17 protein-coding genes are annotated in these 16,620 nt (G+C 36.9%); 12 read left to right on the top strand and 5 right to left on the bottom strand.

Annotated elements, in window-relative coordinates; genetic code table 11:
- Positions 1 to 160 precede the first annotated feature (160 nt).
- The gene (locus ACU5DF_RS15080; protein ID WP_446713430.1) at positions 161 to 2,149 is read right to left on the bottom strand and encodes a methyl-accepting chemotaxis protein; all 1,989 of its coding nucleotides are present in this window, start codon (positions 2,147 to 2,149) and stop codon (positions 161 to 163) included.
- Positions 2,150 to 2,313: 164 nt separating this feature from the next.
- Here ACU5DF_RS15080 and nrdR point away from each other — a divergent pair, with 164 nt between their 5' ends.
- The 10 genes from nrdR to ACU5DF_RS15030 all read left to right on the top strand — a co-directional run bounded on the left by nrdR (position 2,314) and on the right by ACU5DF_RS15030 (position 11,718).
- Complete coding sequence (gene nrdR, locus ACU5DF_RS15075; RefSeq protein WP_045101447.1) at positions 2,314 to 2,763, top strand: transcriptional regulator NrdR; 450 nt, start codon at positions 2,314 to 2,316, stop codon at positions 2,761 to 2,763.
- 1 nt (position 2,764) lies between these two features.
- The gene (ribD, locus tag ACU5DF_RS15070; protein ID WP_446713429.1) at positions 2,765 to 3,886 is read left to right on the top strand and encodes a bifunctional diaminohydroxyphosphoribosylaminopyrimidine deaminase/5-amino-6-(5-phosphoribosylamino)uracil reductase RibD; all 1,122 of its coding nucleotides are present in this window, start codon (positions 2,765 to 2,767) and stop codon (positions 3,884 to 3,886) included.
- A gap of 3 nt (positions 3,887 to 3,889) precedes the next feature.
- Positions 3,890 to 4,546 carry a riboflavin synthase gene (locus ACU5DF_RS15065; protein ID WP_446713428.1) on the top strand — a complete coding sequence of 219 codons (657 nt, stop codon included), beginning with the start codon at positions 3,890 to 3,892 and terminating at the stop codon, positions 4,544 to 4,546.
- 36 nt (positions 4,547 to 4,582) lie between these two features.
- Positions 4,583 to 5,692, top strand: coding sequence for a bifunctional 3,4-dihydroxy-2-butanone-4-phosphate synthase/GTP cyclohydrolase II (gene ribBA / locus ACU5DF_RS15060; RefSeq protein ID WP_045101450.1), 1,110 nt, complete (start codon positions 4,583 to 4,585; stop codon positions 5,690 to 5,692).
- A 149-nt stretch (positions 5,693 to 5,841) separates the two neighbouring features.
- Complete coding sequence (gene ribH, locus ACU5DF_RS15055) at positions 5,842 to 6,312, top strand: 6,7-dimethyl-8-ribityllumazine synthase (RefSeq protein WP_045101451.1); 471 nt, start codon at positions 5,842 to 5,844, stop codon at positions 6,310 to 6,312.
- The gene (gene nusB / locus ACU5DF_RS15050) at positions 6,312 to 6,779 is read left to right on the top strand and encodes a transcription antitermination factor NusB (RefSeq protein ID WP_045101452.1); all 468 of its coding nucleotides are present in this window, start codon (positions 6,312 to 6,314) and stop codon (positions 6,777 to 6,779) included. The genes ribH and nusB overlap by 1 nt, the downstream gene beginning before the upstream one ends.
- Positions 6,780 to 6,863: 84 nt before the next feature.
- Positions 6,864 to 7,862, top strand: a complete 999-nt coding sequence (gene thiL / locus ACU5DF_RS15045) for a thiamine-phosphate kinase (RefSeq protein ID WP_446713427.1) — start codon at positions 6,864 to 6,866, stop codon at positions 7,860 to 7,862.
- A complete protein-coding gene (gene pgpA, locus ACU5DF_RS15040) occupies positions 7,859 to 8,362 on the top strand; it encodes a phosphatidylglycerophosphatase A (RefSeq protein ID WP_045101454.1) in 504 nt (167 codons plus the stop codon). The genes thiL and pgpA overlap by 4 nt, the downstream gene beginning before the upstream one ends.
- A gap of 4 nt (positions 8,363 to 8,366) precedes the next feature.
- Complete coding sequence (locus ACU5DF_RS15035; protein WP_446713426.1) at positions 8,367 to 9,494, top strand: substrate-binding domain-containing protein; 1,128 nt, start codon at positions 8,367 to 8,369, stop codon at positions 9,492 to 9,494.
- Entirely contained in the window at positions 9,487 to 11,718 is a 2,232-nt protein-coding gene (locus ACU5DF_RS15030) for a LuxQ periplasmic sensor domain-containing protein (protein WP_446713425.1), read from the top strand. The genes ACU5DF_RS15035 and ACU5DF_RS15030 overlap by 8 nt, the downstream gene beginning before the upstream one ends.
- 20 nt (positions 11,719 to 11,738) lie before the next feature.
- Here ACU5DF_RS15030 and ACU5DF_RS15025 read toward each other — a convergent pair whose 3' ends face one another.
- Positions 11,739 to 12,014 carry a hypothetical protein gene (locus ACU5DF_RS15025; protein ID WP_446713424.1) on the bottom strand — a complete coding sequence of 92 codons (276 nt, stop codon included), beginning with the start codon at positions 12,012 to 12,014 and terminating at the stop codon, positions 11,739 to 11,741.
- A gap of 83 nt (positions 12,015 to 12,097) precedes the next feature.
- On the opposite strand from ACU5DF_RS15025, the gene ACU5DF_RS15020 reads away from it, so the two are divergent.
- Positions 12,098 to 12,448: a putative quinol monooxygenase gene (locus ACU5DF_RS15020; protein ID WP_446713423.1), complete on the top strand. Its 351-nt coding sequence runs from the start codon at positions 12,098 to 12,100 to the stop codon at positions 12,446 to 12,448.
- A gap of 80 nt (positions 12,449 to 12,528) precedes the next feature.
- On the opposite strand, the gene dxs is transcribed toward ACU5DF_RS15020, so the two are convergent.
- The 3 genes from dxs to xseB are packed head-to-tail and all read right to left on the bottom strand — an operon-like array spanning position 12,529 to position 15,564.
- Entirely contained in the window at positions 12,529 to 14,412 is a 1,884-nt protein-coding gene (gene dxs / locus ACU5DF_RS15015) for a 1-deoxy-D-xylulose-5-phosphate synthase (RefSeq protein ID WP_446713422.1), read from the bottom strand.
- 20 nt (positions 14,413 to 14,432) lie between these two features.
- Complete coding sequence (gene ispA, locus ACU5DF_RS15010) at positions 14,433 to 15,329, bottom strand: (2E,6E)-farnesyl diphosphate synthase (RefSeq protein ID WP_045101460.1); 897 nt, start codon at positions 15,327 to 15,329, stop codon at positions 14,433 to 14,435.
- Positions 15,322 to 15,564 (bottom strand): exodeoxyribonuclease VII small subunit, encoded by a 243-nt coding sequence (gene xseB / locus ACU5DF_RS15005; protein WP_045101461.1) that lies wholly within the window; start codon positions 15,562 to 15,564, stop codon positions 15,322 to 15,324. The genes ispA and xseB overlap by 8 nt, the downstream gene beginning before the upstream one ends.
- Before the next feature lie 277 nt (positions 15,565 to 15,841).
- Here xseB and pomA point away from each other — a divergent pair, with 277 nt between their 5' ends.
- Positions 15,842 to 16,606, top strand: a complete 765-nt coding sequence (gene pomA / locus ACU5DF_RS15000) for a flagellar motor protein PomA (protein ID WP_045101462.1) — start codon at positions 15,842 to 15,844, stop codon at positions 16,604 to 16,606.
- Positions 16,607 to 16,620: the final 14 nt, after the last annotated feature.

Genomic DNA, 16,620 nt, shown 5'->3' with positions numbered 1-16,620 from the left:
TGCCATTAATTAAATGGTCTATTTATTACGCAGGAAAACCACTTAAGAGCAAGGCAAAAATTCTGATAAGTAGTTATTCTACTTAAATAATTTTTAACGAAGCTAGTATGTGATTTAACCAGTAATAATGACTAGAGAATTACTGGAATTGGTATAAATCCTACACTTTAATCGTATTTATTTGCAAAGTAAGTTCAGACATTGTGTGTTCAATATTTCTCATCTCCTTTTCAAGGTGAAGAATGAGATCATTAGTACCATTTGCTAATGACGCTAAATCATCGATGTCAGCATTAACAGAATTTGCGGTTTCAGATTGCTCTAAAGTCGCTGCCGAAATGCTGGTGTTAAAGCTATCTATCTCAGTAACAGAGGAGTGTAATGAGTCAATAAATGTTGATGAAAACTGCACGTTGTCTTGGGTCTTGTTACTGAGAAGTTTACTCTCTTCCATTAGGCCAAAAGCGTGTTTTGCACTATGACCAATAGTATCCAATAGCTGACGAATATCATGAGTTGCTTCTTGACTGTGTTGAGCTAGCTTTCTTACTTCATCGGCAACAACGGCAAAACCACGACCTTGTTCACCTGCACGAGCAGCTTCAATCGCAGCATTTAGAGCTAAGAGGTTAGTTTGTTCAGAAACGGCGGTGATGGTATCTAAGATTTCAGAAACATTTAAGGTTTGTTTTTCAAGGCTTTCAACATGTTCGTGAGTATTGATAATACTATGATGTAAATCATTCACAATTGTTGTTGTAGTTTGCGTATGGTTCTGACATTCAGTTGCATAGTTTGTTGCCTGAGTTGTCGTTTCATGAGCACTGTTAGTTACTCCTGCGATTTCACTACTAGTTTGAGCCATTTCAGTCATTGCAGTCGCAATACTTTCACAGTGAGTGATGGTCGTTTGGCTTGATTGCGTTGCTTGTTTTAAATGGTGGCTTAATGAATTAAGTTCATCTTGGGTTTTAGTGGCAACAGAGTGGGCTGCTCGTAAAGGTAATGAGATACTTTCGATTAGAGAATTGATATCTTTTGCAATATGATCAAATTCGTTCTCACCATTATCATCTAAAGTTAGCGTTAGGTTTTTTGTCGCGGATATTTCATTAATACGTAAACTAAAAGCAGCCATTCGTTTACTTATCGAGTGAGTTGTAAATAAGCTCATTACAGCGATTGGAAGAATTAATAATAGAGCAATGGCAATATAAAGATTACGAGAGAACTTCGCATCCATCATATCTTTATTCGCGGCAGTATTGAGGTGTTGAGAAATGTTATCAGTAATGCCCTTAATTAATCCTATACGTTGAGTTGCTAAAGGAAACCAATCACTCGCTGTTGGGCCATTTAATGCATGTAAACTTTCTTTTTGCGATAAATAGTTATTCTGAATACTTTTTACCTTTTGCCAAGTGCTAGAACTGGATGTTGAATTTAATTGCCCCACAAAAGAGGAGGAAAGTACAGATTTAGCTTGACGAATTGAGAGCAACTCAGTTGTTAGGTAATTATTGATATCAGAGTATTTATCTAAGCTTGATTTTTTACCAGCAAAAGCACCATTTAATGCACCTCGGACTTTACCTGCTTCTTCTTTTACTTGTAATAATGCAGATAATCCTAACATTTCATTGCGTAAATCGGAGGAGTTAATATTACCAATAATGACAGAGATAGAATCAAGGGATAGTTGATTTAATGTCGAATAATAGACAAAAGGGGAGTTTTTGATTTGTAAATTATCAACTTGGCTACGAATGGTACTTTTATTATTTAATTGCTGAATAACATCAGATAAGAGAGTATTTATCATTCCTTTATCTAAATATTCAGCACTAAAATTACGCAGTTCTTGTTCTGCTGAATCTGATTTTTTGCGTTGAGTATTCAGTTTATCTTTTCCAGATTGCCCTTTTGATGCAAGAAATCCTGCAGTTAAACCTCGTTCAACAGCAAAGTTATGAGCTACATTATCTAATGTATTAAAAAGGATCACTGCTTCTAAAGAGAAATTAGCATCATATACATTATTGTTTTCCTGATTGAGTAGTTGTACTAAAAATGCAGAAATAATTAAAGTAGGTAATAATGAAATGATGAGTAACCGATATTTGATACTTTTTAAAATAGATAGATTCATAAACATCCTTTGGATAATTTAAATAAAAGGGCCATAAATGTATCGACTTAATGTATTGATACTTTAGTAAATAAATACAATATCTATTCTGCTTCTTAGCGTTAGAACATAGGCAGACTTCCGCTTTTCTTGTACACTGATAAAAAAAGAATAGGAGACAAGTCATGCATTGTCCATTTTGTAGTGCAACAGATACAAAAGTGATTGATTCTCGATTAGTTGCTGATGGTCATCAAGTTCGCCGACGTCGTCAATGTTTAGCCTGTAGTGAACGTTTTACCACGTTTGAATCAGCTGAATTAGTAATGCCAAAAGTCATTAAATCTAATGGTAATCGTGAACCATTTAATGAAGATAAGCTTTCTGGTGGTTTATATCGTTCATTAGAAAAACGTCCTGTTAGTGCAGATTTAGTTGAGTTAGCGTTAAATACTATTAAATCACAACTACGAGCAACAGGTGAGCGAGAAGTGCCTTCTGATATGATTGGGAATCTGGTAATGGACCAATTAAAAGAGTTAGATAAAGTTGCATATATTCGTTTCGCATCTGTATATCGCAGTTTTGAAGATATTAAAGAGTTCGGTGAAGAAATCGCAAAATTAGAGAAATAACATGAAATTTACCTCCCAAGATCACCAAATGATGCAGAAAGCTATTTTATTGGCTAAACAAGGTATCTATACCACAGCACCTAATCCAAATGTTGGGTGCGTATTGGTCAAGAATGGAAAGATTATTGGAGAAGGTGCTCACCTTAAAGCTGGCGAACCACACGCTGAAGTTCATGCATTACGCCAAGCCGGTGAGAATGCAAAAGGTGCGACGGCGTATGTTACGTTGGAGCCATGCTCGCATTATGGAAGAACTCCACCTTGTGCTGAGGGCTTAATAAAAGCTGGTGTTGCTAAGGTTATCTGTGCCATGGTTGACCCTAATCCACAAGTTGCAGGCCGTGGTCTAGCTATGTTGAAAGAAGTGGGTATTGAAACTGCATTTGGGTTACTTGAAGCAGATGCTAGAGCATTAAACCCCTATTTCTTAAAGCGAATGGAAACAAAGAAACCATTTGTTCAATTAAAAATGGCAGCTAGCCTTGATGGTAAAACCGCATTAGAAAATGGCGAAAGTCAGTGGATTACCTCTAAAGAAGCAAGGCAAGATGTTCAGCGTTATCGTGCGTTATCAGGTGCCATATTATCAAGCGCAAAGACGGTAATCGAAGATAACGCTTCTCTAAATGTACGCTGGGATGATCTTCCGTCCTCAAGTCAAAACAACTACCCAGAAAAAGAGCTAAGACAACCATTAAGGATCATTCTAGATCGCCAACATCAACTCACTTCCGATCTTAAATTATTTAATACTAAAGGCAATGTCGCAACAATTTCATCTCAGTTCTCTCATCCTATTAGTTCTCAAGATAGTCATCTACATTGCAATGTGTGTGACGATGGTAAACTTATCTTATCTGAAGTTGTCGATAAAATAGCGCAAGAATACAATGTTAATCATATTTGGGTAGAAGCAGGGGCGACCTTAGCGGCGAGTATGATAGAAGCTAATTTAGTGGATGAGTTGATCATTTATCTTGCACCTAAGCTTATGGGGGCTGATGGACGCAGCTTATTGAATCTAATTGGATTAAAAGCCATGTCTGAAGCTATCGATCTAAACATTACAGATGTTCGAATGGTTGGAAAAGACATTCGTATTACAGCAGAAATAGTAAGGTAACAGATGTTTACAGGAATTATTGAATCAATCGGTACACTTCAATCGATCACGCCAAAAGGTGAAGATATTAGTGTTACCGTCAATGTTGGTAAGTTAGACATGGGCGATGTAAAACTTGGCGATAGTATTGCAACCAACGGGGTGTGTTTAACGGTTGTTGCGATGACAGGGCATACCTATACTGCTGATTTATCATTAGAGACACTCAAACGCACTGGATTTGTCGATTACAAAGCAGGTGATAAAGTAAATCTTGAAAAAGCCATGTTACCAACGACTCGCTTTGGTGGTCACATTGTTTCAGGTCATGTTGATGCGGTTGGAGAAATCATTGAACGTTACCAAACAGGTAGAGCTGTTGAGTTCTGGATCCAATTGCCACAGAGTTTAGCAAAATATGTGGTAGAAAAAGGGTCCATTACGGTTGATGGTATTAGCTTAACGGTGAATGATTTACGTAAAAATGCATTTAAGCTGACGATCGTACCTCATACGGCAGCAGAGACAACCATGGATAACTTCTCTGTAGGACAAAAAGTAAACCTAGAAGTAGACGTTATCGCTCGTTATTTAGAAAGACTTGTGATCGGACAGAAAGAAGAGCAACCTCAGTCTTCTGTTACGATGGATCTTTTGGCAAAATCAGGTTTCTTAAATTAACCACTTAACCTAACTAATATATTAAAGGTATTTCACATGGCAATTAGCTCAGCAAAAGACATTATTGAAGATATTCGCTTAGGTAAGATGGTTATCCTAATGGATGATGAAGATCGTGAAAATGAAGGCGATTTAATTATTGCTGCAGAAAAAATTACACCAGAAGCTATTAATTTCATGGCAACACACGGTCGCGGTCTAATTTGCTTAACGATGACAAAAGATCGTTGTGAAAAATTAGGTCTACCGCCAATGGTGCAAGACAATAATGCACAATTTACAACGAACTTTACGGTCTCTATTGAAGCCGCTGAAGGCGTTACAACGGGTATTTCAGCAGCAGATCGTTCTCGTACTGTAGAAGCCGCTGTTGCTAAGAATGCCGTTGCTGCTGATCTTGTTCAGCCAGGTCATATCTTCCCTCTTGCAGCACAAGATGGTGGTGTATTAACACGTGCAGGACATACAGAAGCTGGCTGTGATCTCGCTCGTTTAGCTGGTTTTGAACCTGCGGGTGTGATTGTTGAGATCTTAAATGACGACGGTACAATGGCTCGCCGTCCTGATTTAGAAGTCTTTGCTGAAAAACATGATGTAAAATTGGGTACTATCGCTGACTTAATTGAATACCGTAATAATAACGAAACAACGATTGAACGTGTTGCTGAGTGTAAATTACCAACAGAATTCGGTGATTTTGATTTAGTTACATACCGCGACACGATCGATAATCAACTTCATTATGCAATGAAAAAAGAAAATACATCAGGTACTGCACCATTAGTTCGTGTTCACCTTCAAGATACGTTTACAGATATCTTACATTCAGATCGTTGTGCAGAACGTAGCTGGACATTACCAACAGCAATGCAACGTATTGCGGCCGAGGGTGGTGTACTTGTGATTTTAGGCAATGAAGAGTCAACAGATAGCATTGTTCATAAAATCAAAGTGTTAGAGCGCCAAGATAACGGTGAATCACCTACAATGGCTAAAAAACAAGGTACATCTCGCCGTGTTGGTGTTGGTTCACAAATCTTAGCTGATATGGGTATTTCTGATATGCGTCTGCTATCATCTTCTTCAAAGCGCTACCATTCATTATCAGGCTTTGGTCTGAATGTTGTAGAATACGTTTCAGAATAAGCGTATTGATGGGCTCTATTGTGTAAATAGAGCCCAAATAATTAGATAATTGTCACAAAGCTGTGATAGAATTCGCCGATTCTCACTATGATATGTAGTTGAAAATAGTTACCCAGTTTAATTGGAATAATATAGATACAGGAAGGCTTATGAACGTAATTGAAGGCGGCGTTGCTGCTCCTAATGCGAAAATTGCAATTGTCATTTCTCGCTTTAATAGCTTTATTAATGAAAGTTTACTTTCTGGCGCTATCGATACTTTAACGCGTTTTGGTCAAGTATCTGAAGAAAACATCACTGTTGTTCGCTGCCCTGGCGCTGTAGAATTACCATTAGTTGCTCAACGAGTAGCTAAAACAGCAAAATATGATGCGATTGTTTCATTGGGTTCTGTTATCCGTGGTGGTACACCACATTTTGAATACGTATGTAGTGAATGCAATAAGGGTCTAGCGCAAGTATCTTTGGAATTTAGTATTCCAGTGGCATTTGGTGTCTTGACTGTTGATACAATCGATCAAGCAATCGAGCGCGCAGGTACCAAGGCTGGTAATAAAGGGGCGGAGGCTGCACTAAGCGCACTCGAAATGATTAATGTTCTGTCTCAAATAGAATCCTAATGGGAGTTAGTGTGAAACCAGCCGCACGTCGTAATGCACGTCAATTTGCGCTTCAAGCAATTTATTCATGGCAAATAAGCAAAGAAAATGTTGCTGCTATTGAAGAACAGTTTTTAACCGCAGATAAGTATGATGAAGAAGAGCATCATGCAAAAGAGCCTAAACTACAAGCTCCAGATACAGATGTAGCGTACTTCCGCGATCTTTTCTCTGGTGTTGCTCTTAACCACATTAAGTTAGACGGTAAAATGCGTCCATACTTATCTCGTCCACTTCAAGACCTTGATCAGATGGAACTTGCGTTATTACGTATGTCTATCTATGAAATGATGAATCGTGACGATGTACCTTACAAAGTAGTTATTAATGAAGCGATTGAACTTGCAAAAGTATTCGCAGCAGAAGATAGCCACAAATTTGTAAATGGTGTATTAGATAAAGCGGCTCCAACATTACGTAAAAAGTAATTTGGATTTAGCATACTAATTAATAGTAAAGGTCAGCCTAATCGCTGGCCTTTTTTATAACTAAAAAACAGCATTTTATATACTATGAGTAGTGAATTTAATTTAATTGATAAGTTTTTTGTACATGGAAACCTTACAAGAGAAGATGTAGATCTTGGTATTGGTGACGATTGTGCACTAGTGACAGTTCCTGAAAACCACCAAGTTGCCATTACAACAGACACTTTAGCCGCCGGAACTCACTTTTTAGCGACAGCGAACCCTGTGAGTGTCGGTTACAAAGCTCTAGCATCGAATCTTAGTGATATAGCTGCTATGGGGGCTAAGCCGACGTGGGTTTCTCTCGCATTAACGCTACCAAAACCTGATGAAGAGTGGCTTAATGGTTTTTGCAAAGGTTTCTTTGGTTTAGCTAAACAACATCATGTTCAACTTATTGGTGGTGATACAACAAAAGGCCCGTTGAGTATTACAATAACGGTGCAGGGTATTATACCAAAAGGAGAAGCGTTAACTCGTAAAGGAGCACAAGCAGGGGATGATATCTATGTTACTGGTCTTTTAGGTGACAGTGCTGCTGGTCTTGAAGTGTTATTAAATACATCTAAGCAGATAAAAACAGATCTTGAAATAGAGTTAGAGCGCAGACATTATTACTCAACCCCAAAAGTTGAATTAGCTCAACGTTTACGTCCTTTATGTCATTCTGCTCTTGATATATCTGATGGTCTAATTTCAGATTTAGGTCATATCTTAAAACAATCAGATATGAATGCGTGTATAGATGTGAGTAAATTACCCATTTCTGATGAGTTGATGAAATATTATTCTGGTAATAGAGAGCAATGTCAGAAAACAGCACTAACGAGCGGTGAAGAGTATGAACTTTGTTTCACTGCTCCTAAAGAGAATAGAGAAGCAATCAAACAAATAACTATTCTTTTAAATCAAAACGTTAGTATAATTGGAAAAGTTGTAGATAAGCCATTTACTAATTTACAGTCTAGCGTACAATTAATGGTAAATAATATTATGTTGGATTGGCAATTATGTGGATACGATCATTTCAGGAGTGAGATATGACAAACCCTTTAGCATTAATTAGCTTAAAAAATCCGTGGCATCTACTAGCAACCGGATTTGGTAGTGGTTTAGCGCCAGTTATTCCTGGAACCGTGGGGACATTAGCAGCAATACCACTCTATTTGTTGCTTGCACAATTACCTTTTTACCTATTTTTTATCGCTGTTGTTATCTCGGCGTTAGTGGGAATTAAGATCTGTGATATTACCTCTTCTGATATGAAGGTACATGATCATGGGTCTATTGTTTGGGATGAGTTCGTTGGATTGTGGATTACAATGAGTATTGTTCCTTATTTAAACTTATCAGTAACTGATTGGAAATGGTTACTTACAGGGTTTATCTTATTTCGATTTTTCGACATGGTAAAACCTTGGCCAATTGGATGGCTAGATAACAAAGTTCATGGCGGCTTTGGCATTATGCTTGATGATATTGTCGCTGGATTTATGGCTCTAATTAGCCTTTGGGCAGTTGGAAAATATTCTGGTTGGTTATAATAAAATGTATAAAGTTAGAGTAAAGTTTTGCTCTTTGTTTTTCATCATCTTGACTTTTTTAGGTTACTCAAAAGTCGCATTTTCGGATCCTGTATTAGTTGGGTATTGGGGCTATGATGAATACCTTAACAAGTATCCTGAAGAAAATCAGTTAACTAATATTCTTCAGGGTATCGTAAAAAACGATCCTGTTCCATTGTCTCTTAAGCAAGATAAGCCAGTTAAAATCTCATTTATTTATCCTGGTGAGCAGGCTTCTGATTATTGGACTCGAAATTTAATCGCATTTGAGTCACGTTTAAAAGCTTTAAATATAAATTATGAGCTAACACCAGTTTCAACTCGCTTAAATATCGATTTTAAAGAACAGAGCCGTTCTTTGTATCAAGCAATTGAGAACAAAGCGGATTATTTAATTTTTACTCTTAATACAACTCGTCATCGTAAATTTATTGAGCATGTGATTCAGACGCCTGAAACTCAAATAATCTTACAAAATATTACTACTCCAGTAAAAGCATGGCAGGATAATCAACCGTTATTATACGTCGGTTTTGATCATGTTATTGGAACTAAATTGTTATCTAAATATTTCCAACATCGTTTTCCGGATGGTGCGAAATATGGAATGTTGTATTACTCTTATGGCTATTTAAGCACTGCTAGAGGGGATGTTTTTGTTCAATCATTAGATAATCAAAAATACACATTAACTTCCTCATTTTATACAGAAGCCACGGAAGAGAGTGCTCGTTCTGCCACAAAAAGTATTTTACAAGATAACTCGAATGTTGATTTTATCTACGCTTCATCGACAGATATAGCCCTTGGTGCAATTGCTGCATTGAATGAGTATCCAGAAGTTCAGCCTGTGATTAATGGTTGGGGGGGCGGTTCTCTAGAGCTTGCTGCGATTGAAAATGGCCAATTAGATGCGACAGTTATGAGAATGAATGACGATACGGGCATTGCAATGGCTGAAGCTATTAAGCGAGATATTGAAGGGAAATCAGTACCAACGGTATTTTCAGGAGATTTTGAAATGGTAACTTCAGAAACCTCAGCAAAAGACATTCAGGCACTGAAAGAGAGAGCTTTTCGTTATTCTGGTATGGAAATAAAGAATGACTAGTAAAAATGTTTTGAAAAAAGCATCGTTAGCAGACTTAATCTTTCGAGCTATTTTTATTATATTTTCTATTTTAACGGTAGGTATTACTATCCATACCTACCAGTTAAGTGTGAATACGATTAATGAAGAAGTTAAACGTAATTTACAAAAGACATCGAGTTTAATTACTAATTATTTAAATCATCGCTTATCTATCTTACAGATTAGACAAGATACAGATGCAGGAAGTTTGGGGCTTAAAGACTCGAAAACTAGAGATAGAATTCAGGATCTAGAGCGATATTTCTCAAGTATCGAAGCTAAGTCCCCGTACAATTCACCAGATTTTCGATTTATAGAAACGGAAAATAAACTATATTGGGTTGACGGTAATAATTTATTTTTAGGGCTAAAAGAGAATTCCCTTCAAGATATTATTAATAAAAATATTCATATTAATACTTGGTATTATATGATGTTAGAAAAAGGGGCTCCACAAGCTCATGTTTTAATAAGAAAAACACCAATCGTAATGTCCTTAACTGGAGAAATAAGAGGCTATCTATATAATGCAGCAATCTTAAATAATAATGTATCATTTGTATATAGTTTAAAAAACATCAGTAATAGTGCAGATGTCGCTATTATTAATAATAATAATATTATAGCCTCTAGTATGAGAAAAAATTCAGAAGAATATAAAGAAGTTGAGGGCCTTCTTCAATTTCCTATTAACGAAATCCCGAGTAAAATAATAAACTTTACTGATTTGAATGTTAAGTCTTTAAATGGGGATCTATCAATATTATCTTTAAATAATAGAGATAATATTGAGCATTTGGAGATGCAATTTATTTATAGCGTGATCCTCTCTTTCTTTGTATTGATTGCCTTTGCTATGTTGGTTAGAGGGCTTTTTGAGCATAAAATATTACTAGCCTTAAACTCTTTATTAAAATATACCGACAATGTATCTAAAAAAGGCGCTGAGATGCATTACTCAGGAAGCGGTATTTTAGAGTTTGATTACATAGGCACAAAGCTAGAACAAACTTTTGTTGAATTAATAGAAGCAAAAGAGGAGAGCTATAAAGCTCAAGCTGCGGCTGAAAAATCTACCCAAGTGAAATCTGATTTTTTAGCTAAAATGAGTCATGAAATACGTACACCACTAAATGGCATTTTAGGTATATCAGCGCTCTTAAGGCAGAGTAACTTAAGTAATGAACAAGAGAAACAGGTTAATATTTTACATCAAGGTGGAGAGCATCTTCTTGCGGTATTAAATGATGTTTTAGATTTTTCTCAAATAGAGCAAGATAAACTGAATATAAATTGTGAGCAGTTTGTTTTAAGCGATGTTTTAGATACGATTAATGCTATCTATATACCATTATGCGATGCTAAAGGCATTACCTTCAAACTAATAAATAAAGTTAGCCAAGATGCTCTTGTTTATTCAGATCAGGTCCGATTAACTCAAATTCTTTTTAACCTTTTAAGTAATGCTGTCAAATTTACAGAGAAAGGAGAAGTAGAGTTAACTATCTCTCTTAAAATATACAATTCTCAAGTACTGTTATTTTGTGAGATTAAAGACAGTGGAATAGGGATTAGCATTGAAGAGCAATCTCGTATGTTTGAACCTTTTATTCAACTTGAATCAACGAATATAAGAAAAGTTGGTGGAAGTGGTTTAGGTTTAGCTATTGTAAATCAGTTACTGGAATTACTTCAGGGGAAGATCGAGGTTGATAGTGAACTAGGGAAGGGTTCAATATTTTATATCGAGATCCCTATTTCTATTTTAGATGAAAGTGCAAAAGAAGCGAATGAGAAAACCTTTAATAATTCTCTACAGTTACCAACAGGGCTTAATATATTGTTAGTGGAAGATAATAAATCTAATGCTTATATAGCAAAAGCTTATTGTCAAAAGTATGGCTTAAATGTTGAATGGAAAGAGTCTGCTCAGGATGGAATTGAACGGTTACTAGAACAATCATTTGATTTGATTTTAATGGATAATCAAATGCCTAAAATGAGTGGTATTGAAGCGACAAGGTATATAAGAAATGAACTGAATATCACAACTCCTATTTATGCCTATACAGCGGATGTGTTAAAAGAAGCGAGTGAAGATTTTTTATCTGCAGGTGCTAATTATATTATCAGTAAGCCAATTAAAGAAAAATCAATTTTAGATGCTCTTGTATTTTATAACTCGCAGATTCTAAGTCGATAGTTATTTTATCAAGAGTTTATTTAACTGCGTTTAATCCTAACAACTTTCATTACCTCTATATCAAAGCCTGCAATTTTTTCATTAAAAGGATAGTAAGTTAAATTTACTTTTGCTCCTTTGAGAGATTGGTAAGCTTTTGTTCTATTAAACTTAAATGGAACATTACAGTTTTCGATCATAATGGTATGCTGTATCCAATCACCAACGTCACGTTGGGTGTGGGACGTCACTTTTACATCAACACTGTGCGTAAGTTGTTGGTGTTTATTTAGCATTTTATCTACGTCTGATTTCATTAAAAGGCTCAATTTAGTTTGAAATAGTGTGTTTGATAATGAAAGATAAATGGATGTTAGTCAATTATTACAAGGGATCTCAAATGTCTAAGAAAGTATATTGTATTGCACAATTTTTACCAAAAGAAGGTAAATTGGATGCATTATTTACGGTATTGCAAAATCTAGAACCAAATACAATGCGCGAAGATGGTTGTTTGCAATATACCGTGACTCGTCAGTTACAAAGTCCTTTTGCAGAAGGTGCAAGCTTTCCTATTGCATTTAATGAAGTTTGGGCTGATAACGCTGCATTTGAAGCACATTGCCAACGTGAAGAGATTAAGCAGTTTTTTGAGCAACAATGCATTGCAGAAGATGGCTTAGTTGAGAAATGGAATGTGTGTATTTACACCGATGAGCCAGCTAATTTCGATGCACCAAAATTAGATTAAATGTCATAACCATTACATACAAAAAATGCCACAGAGTTGTGGCATTTTTTATGTCTCACTGAAAATTAGATAGGAAGTGTTTAAAGATCCAGATAGTCTCTGATCTGTTTTTCAATACCTTGCGAGTCTAATCCAAGTTCGATGTGCATTTCTTCTTGTGTACCTTGAGCAATAAACTCATCAGGTAACCCTAATTGTAGAACTGGTTTAATTAAGCGATTCTTCATCAAGAATTCAATCACTCCTGAACCAGCACCACCTGAAATAGCATTCTCTTCAATGGTAACTAATACATCATGACTTGTGACTAACTCACATAAAAGAGCTTCATCGAGAGGCTTGGCAAAGCGCATGTCAGCAACGGTTGCATCTAGTTTTTCAGCGGCTTCTAAGCTACTTGCTAAGAAAGTCCCGAAGTTTAGAATGGCAACACGTTCACCTTTTTCTGTAATTTTTGTTTCACGAACCAAGCGACCTTTACCAATTTCTAATGGTTGCATATCTTTATCTACAGCAATACCAGTGGCGCTACCTCTTGGGTAACGAACGGCACTTGGACCCGTATGTTTATGGCCAGTGTAGAGCATTTGACGGCACTCGTTTTCATCACTTGGCGTCATGATCACCATATTTGGAATGCAACGCATAAAGCTGATATCAAATGCGCCTTGGTGTGTTTGGCCATCGGCACCAACTAAACCTGCACGGTCAATGGCAAACATAACAGGAAGATTCATGATAGCGACATCATGGATCAGTTGATCATAACCGCGTTGTAAAAATGTTGAGTAGATAGCAACGATAGGATTATAACCAGCAATAGCCATTCCGCTTGCTAAAGTTACAGCATGCTGCTCAGCAATGGCTGCATCAAAGTATTGGTTTGGAAATTCTTTTGAAAACCTTACCATACCAGAACCTTCACGCATCGCAGGAGTAATCGCCATTAATTTGTCATCTTCTTTTGCCATATCGCAAAGAAAATCACCAAAAACATTGGAGAATGTTGGTTTTCCACCTGATGATTTTGGTAAAGAGTCATTATTTGGATCGAATTTAGGTACACCGTGGTAGCTGATTGGATCTTTTTCTGCCGGTTCGTAGCCTTTTCCTTTTTTAGTCATGATATGTAAAAACTGCGGCCCTTTTAGATTGCGCATATTTTTAAGTGTACGAACTAATTCGTTCACGTCATGACCATCAACTGGACCTATGTAATTAAAACCCAGTTCTTCAAACATAGTGCCAGGAACAACCATGCCCTTTAAGTGTTCTTCTGTTCGCTTAAGTAACTCTTTAATGGTTGGGGTACCAGAAAGTACTTTTTTACCGCCTTCACGAATAGAGGTGTATAGACTGCCTGATAATACACGAGCAAGTTGGTTGTTTAGTGCTCCCACATTTTCTGAAATTGACATCTCATTATCATTTAAGACAACTAACATATCAGGATGAATATCACCGGCATGGTTTAGCGCTTCAAACGCCATACCCGCAGTAATGGCACCATCACCGATAACGCTAACCACTTTTCGGTTAGCTTGTTCTTTTTCAGCACAGATCGCTAAACCTAAAGCGGCACTGATCGATGTTGATGAATGACCAACAGATAACACGTCATATTCACTTTCATCACGCCATGGAAAAGGGTGTAATCCATCTTTTTGACGAATAGTTGAAAGCTTGTCTCGACGTCCAGTTAGAATCTTATGAGGGTAAGCTTGATGGCCTACATCCCAAATTAATTTATCAAATGGCGTATTGTAAATGTAATGTAAAGCAACCGTAAGTTCAACGACACCAAGGCCTGAAGCTAGGTGTCCACTTGACTTACTCACTGATTTTAAAAGATAAGTTCGAAGCTCATCACACAGTGCCGGTAGGCTTTCTTTTGGTAAAGAACGTAGTTCATCTGGTGTATTTGCTAAAGCCAGAATAGGGTATTTTGAAATATCTAGTGACATAGTATTAGCGCTTATCTGTTTTAGTTTTTACGCTCAATGACGTATTGGGCGAACGCTTGCAATGCATCCGTATTATAAGGGATGCCATCTAATGCATCGATTGCTGTTTGGTATAACTGTGCAGCTTTATGCTTAGCGCCTTCAAGCCCCAATAATGCAGGGTAGGTACTCTTTTCTAATTCTAGATCAGAACCCTGTGGTTTACCGAGAGTTTCAGTATCGCTAATGATATCTAAAATATCATCTTGAACTTGAAAGGCTAGACCAACAGCATCTGCATACTTTTCAAGTTGTGGAAGAATGGCTTTGCCTTTTTCTCCCGCACATAAAGCACCTAATTGAATTGCACATTTAATTAATGCACCGGTTTTATGGGCATGAATTTGTTCTAGTGATTTTAGATCAACTTGTTGACCTTCAGCTTGCAGGTCAAGAGACTGTCCCATACACATACCAGAAGCTCCAGATGCTTTTGATAATACACGGATCATATCAATACGAGATAACTCTGCGTTTTCTGCAATGCTGCCATTCGCTAAAATATCAAAAGCCAAAGTTTGCAATGCATCACCAGCAAGGATAGCTGTAGCTTCATCAAATTTAATATGACAGGTTGCATGACCGCGACGTAAATCATCATTATCCATGGCTGGTAAATCATCATGGATAAGAGAGTAAGAATGGATGCATTCTACTGCAGCCGCGGCGGCATCTGTGTTCTCGACACTAACATCTAACATATCTGCAGTTATGTAGACAAGATAAGGGCGTGCACGCTTCCCCCCGAGTAGCAATGCATATTTCATTGCTTCGGTAAGCGGCTGCTGTTGAATATCTATCTCTTTAAGCCATTGATGTAAATGTTCAATGTTTCGCTGCTGGAAAATAGGTAATTGTTGTTTAAGTGAATCAGTCATCATTGGTATCAAAAGGCGTTAATTCTGCGTTATCATCAGCTTGTAAAAGAATATCAACACGCTGTTCTGCATGAGTCAGTTTTTCTTGTCCAGCTCTAGCTAGAGCAATTCCACGCTCAAATTTCTTTAAAGCGTCTTCAAGAGGAAGATCGCCACTTTCTAATTGATTGACGACAGAATCTAATTCTTCAATTGCCGCTTCAAATGATAAATTTTCCGGTTTTTTTACAGCCATAATGATTCACTCTTAAAATGATCCAAGAAAGGTAACTCAGAGAGCGTAAAGGGTCAATTGAACAGGTGAGAAAGTGATGCGTAAAGGTAAAATTTAATGATTAAGGGCTATTTTTTAAACAATAATATATTGATGTGATCTTTTTTAGTAAATAAAGTTAAACCATCTAACTCTTTGGTCGATAAGAAGAGAGCGGCAAAAAAGTGATGATATTTATGGCTTAATTTTTGCTTAGCATATTATAAGTAAACACAAGCAGCAAATAGGGGAGCGCTCTGTGGATTTAGCAACGTTAATAGGCTTAGTTGGTAGTTTTGCATTTGTTATTATGGCAATGGTACTGGCTGGTGGCTTAGCCATTTTTATGGATACTACTTCGGTTCTTATCGTAGTAGGTGGTTCAACATTCGTAGTATTAATGAAATTTACGATAGGTCAATTTTTTGGCGCAGGGAAAATTGCAGCTAAAGCATTTATGTTTAAGACTGATGAACCTGTTGATTTAATTGTGACCATTGTTGAAATGGCTGATGCTGCTCGTAAAGGCGGATTTTTGGCTTTAGAAGAAAAAGAGATCAGTAACTCTTTTATGCAGAAAGGTATTGATCTACTCGTAGATGGCCATGATGCTGAAGTAGTAAAAGCAACATTACAAAAAGACATTGCACTCACTAATGAACGTCATGAACGTGGTGTTGGTGTGTTTGGTGCTTTTGGTGATGTATCGCCAGCGATGGGTATGATAGGAACTCTTATCGGTCTTGTTGGTATGCTTTCAAATATGGATGATCCTAAATCGATTGGTCCTGCGATGGCGGTTGCACTATTAACCACATTATATGGTTCAGTTATCTCAAATATGATTGCATTCCCTATTGCTCATAAACTTGAACTACGTAAAGAACAAGAGAAATTAAACCGTCGTTTGATTCTTGATGGTATCTTAGCTATTCAAGATGGCCAGAACCCTCGTGTTATTGATAGCTACTTACGTAACTACTTAAACGAGAAAAAACGTGTTGTTGATACTGGCGAAGAATAAGACTAGGAGCGAAT

The organism is Aliivibrio wodanis (assembly GCF_052920805.1).
The sequence above is the reverse complement of the archived record's forward strand: the minus strand, read 5'-3'. Positions and strand labels throughout refer to the sequence as shown.

Bases quoted from the DNA above. Each gene is read 5' to 3' on its own strand.
- ACU5DF_RS15065 (WP_446713428.1), top strand. From the start codon at position 3,890: ATGTTTACAGGAATTATTGAATCAATCGGTACACTTCAATCGATCACG.
- ACU5DF_RS15020 (WP_446713423.1), top strand. From the start codon at position 12,098: ATGTCTAAGAAAGTATATTGTATTGCACAATTTTTACCAAAAGAAGGT.
- dxs (WP_446713422.1), bottom strand. From the start codon at position 14,412: ATGTCACTAGATATTTCAAAATACCCTATTCTGGCTTTAGCAAATACA.
- ACU5DF_RS15080 (WP_446713430.1), bottom strand. From the start codon at position 2,149: ATGAATCTATCTATTTTAAAAAGTATCAAATATCGGTTACTCATCATT.
- nrdR (WP_045101447.1), top strand. From the start codon at position 2,314: ATGCATTGTCCATTTTGTAGTGCAACAGATACAAAAGTGATTGATTCT.
- pgpA (WP_045101454.1), top strand. From the start codon at position 7,859: ATGACAAACCCTTTAGCATTAATTAGCTTAAAAAATCCGTGGCATCTA.
- ribD (WP_446713429.1), top strand. From the start codon at position 2,765: ATGAAATTTACCTCCCAAGATCACCAAATGATGCAGAAAGCTATTTTA.
- xseB (WP_045101461.1), bottom strand. From the start codon at position 15,564: ATGGCTGTAAAAAAACCGGAAAATTTATCATTTGAAGCGGCAATTGAA.
- ribH (WP_045101451.1), top strand. From the start codon at position 5,842: ATGAACGTAATTGAAGGCGGCGTTGCTGCTCCTAATGCGAAAATTGCA.
- ribBA (WP_045101450.1), top strand. From the start codon at position 4,583: ATGGCAATTAGCTCAGCAAAAGACATTATTGAAGATATTCGCTTAGGT.
- nusB (WP_045101452.1), top strand. From the start codon at position 6,312: ATGGGAGTTAGTGTGAAACCAGCCGCACGTCGTAATGCACGTCAATTT.
- ispA (WP_045101460.1), bottom strand. From the start codon at position 15,329: ATGACTGATTCACTTAAACAACAATTACCTATTTTCCAGCAGCGAAAC.
- ACU5DF_RS15025 (WP_446713424.1), bottom strand. From the start codon at position 12,014: ATGAAATCAGACGTAGATAAAATGCTAAATAAACACCAACAACTTACG.
- ACU5DF_RS15030 (WP_446713425.1), top strand. From the start codon at position 9,487: ATGACTAGTAAAAATGTTTTGAAAAAAGCATCGTTAGCAGACTTAATC.
- ACU5DF_RS15035 (WP_446713426.1), top strand. From the start codon at position 8,367: ATGTATAAAGTTAGAGTAAAGTTTTGCTCTTTGTTTTTCATCATCTTG.
- thiL (WP_446713427.1), top strand. From the start codon at position 6,864: ATGAGTAGTGAATTTAATTTAATTGATAAGTTTTTTGTACATGGAAAC.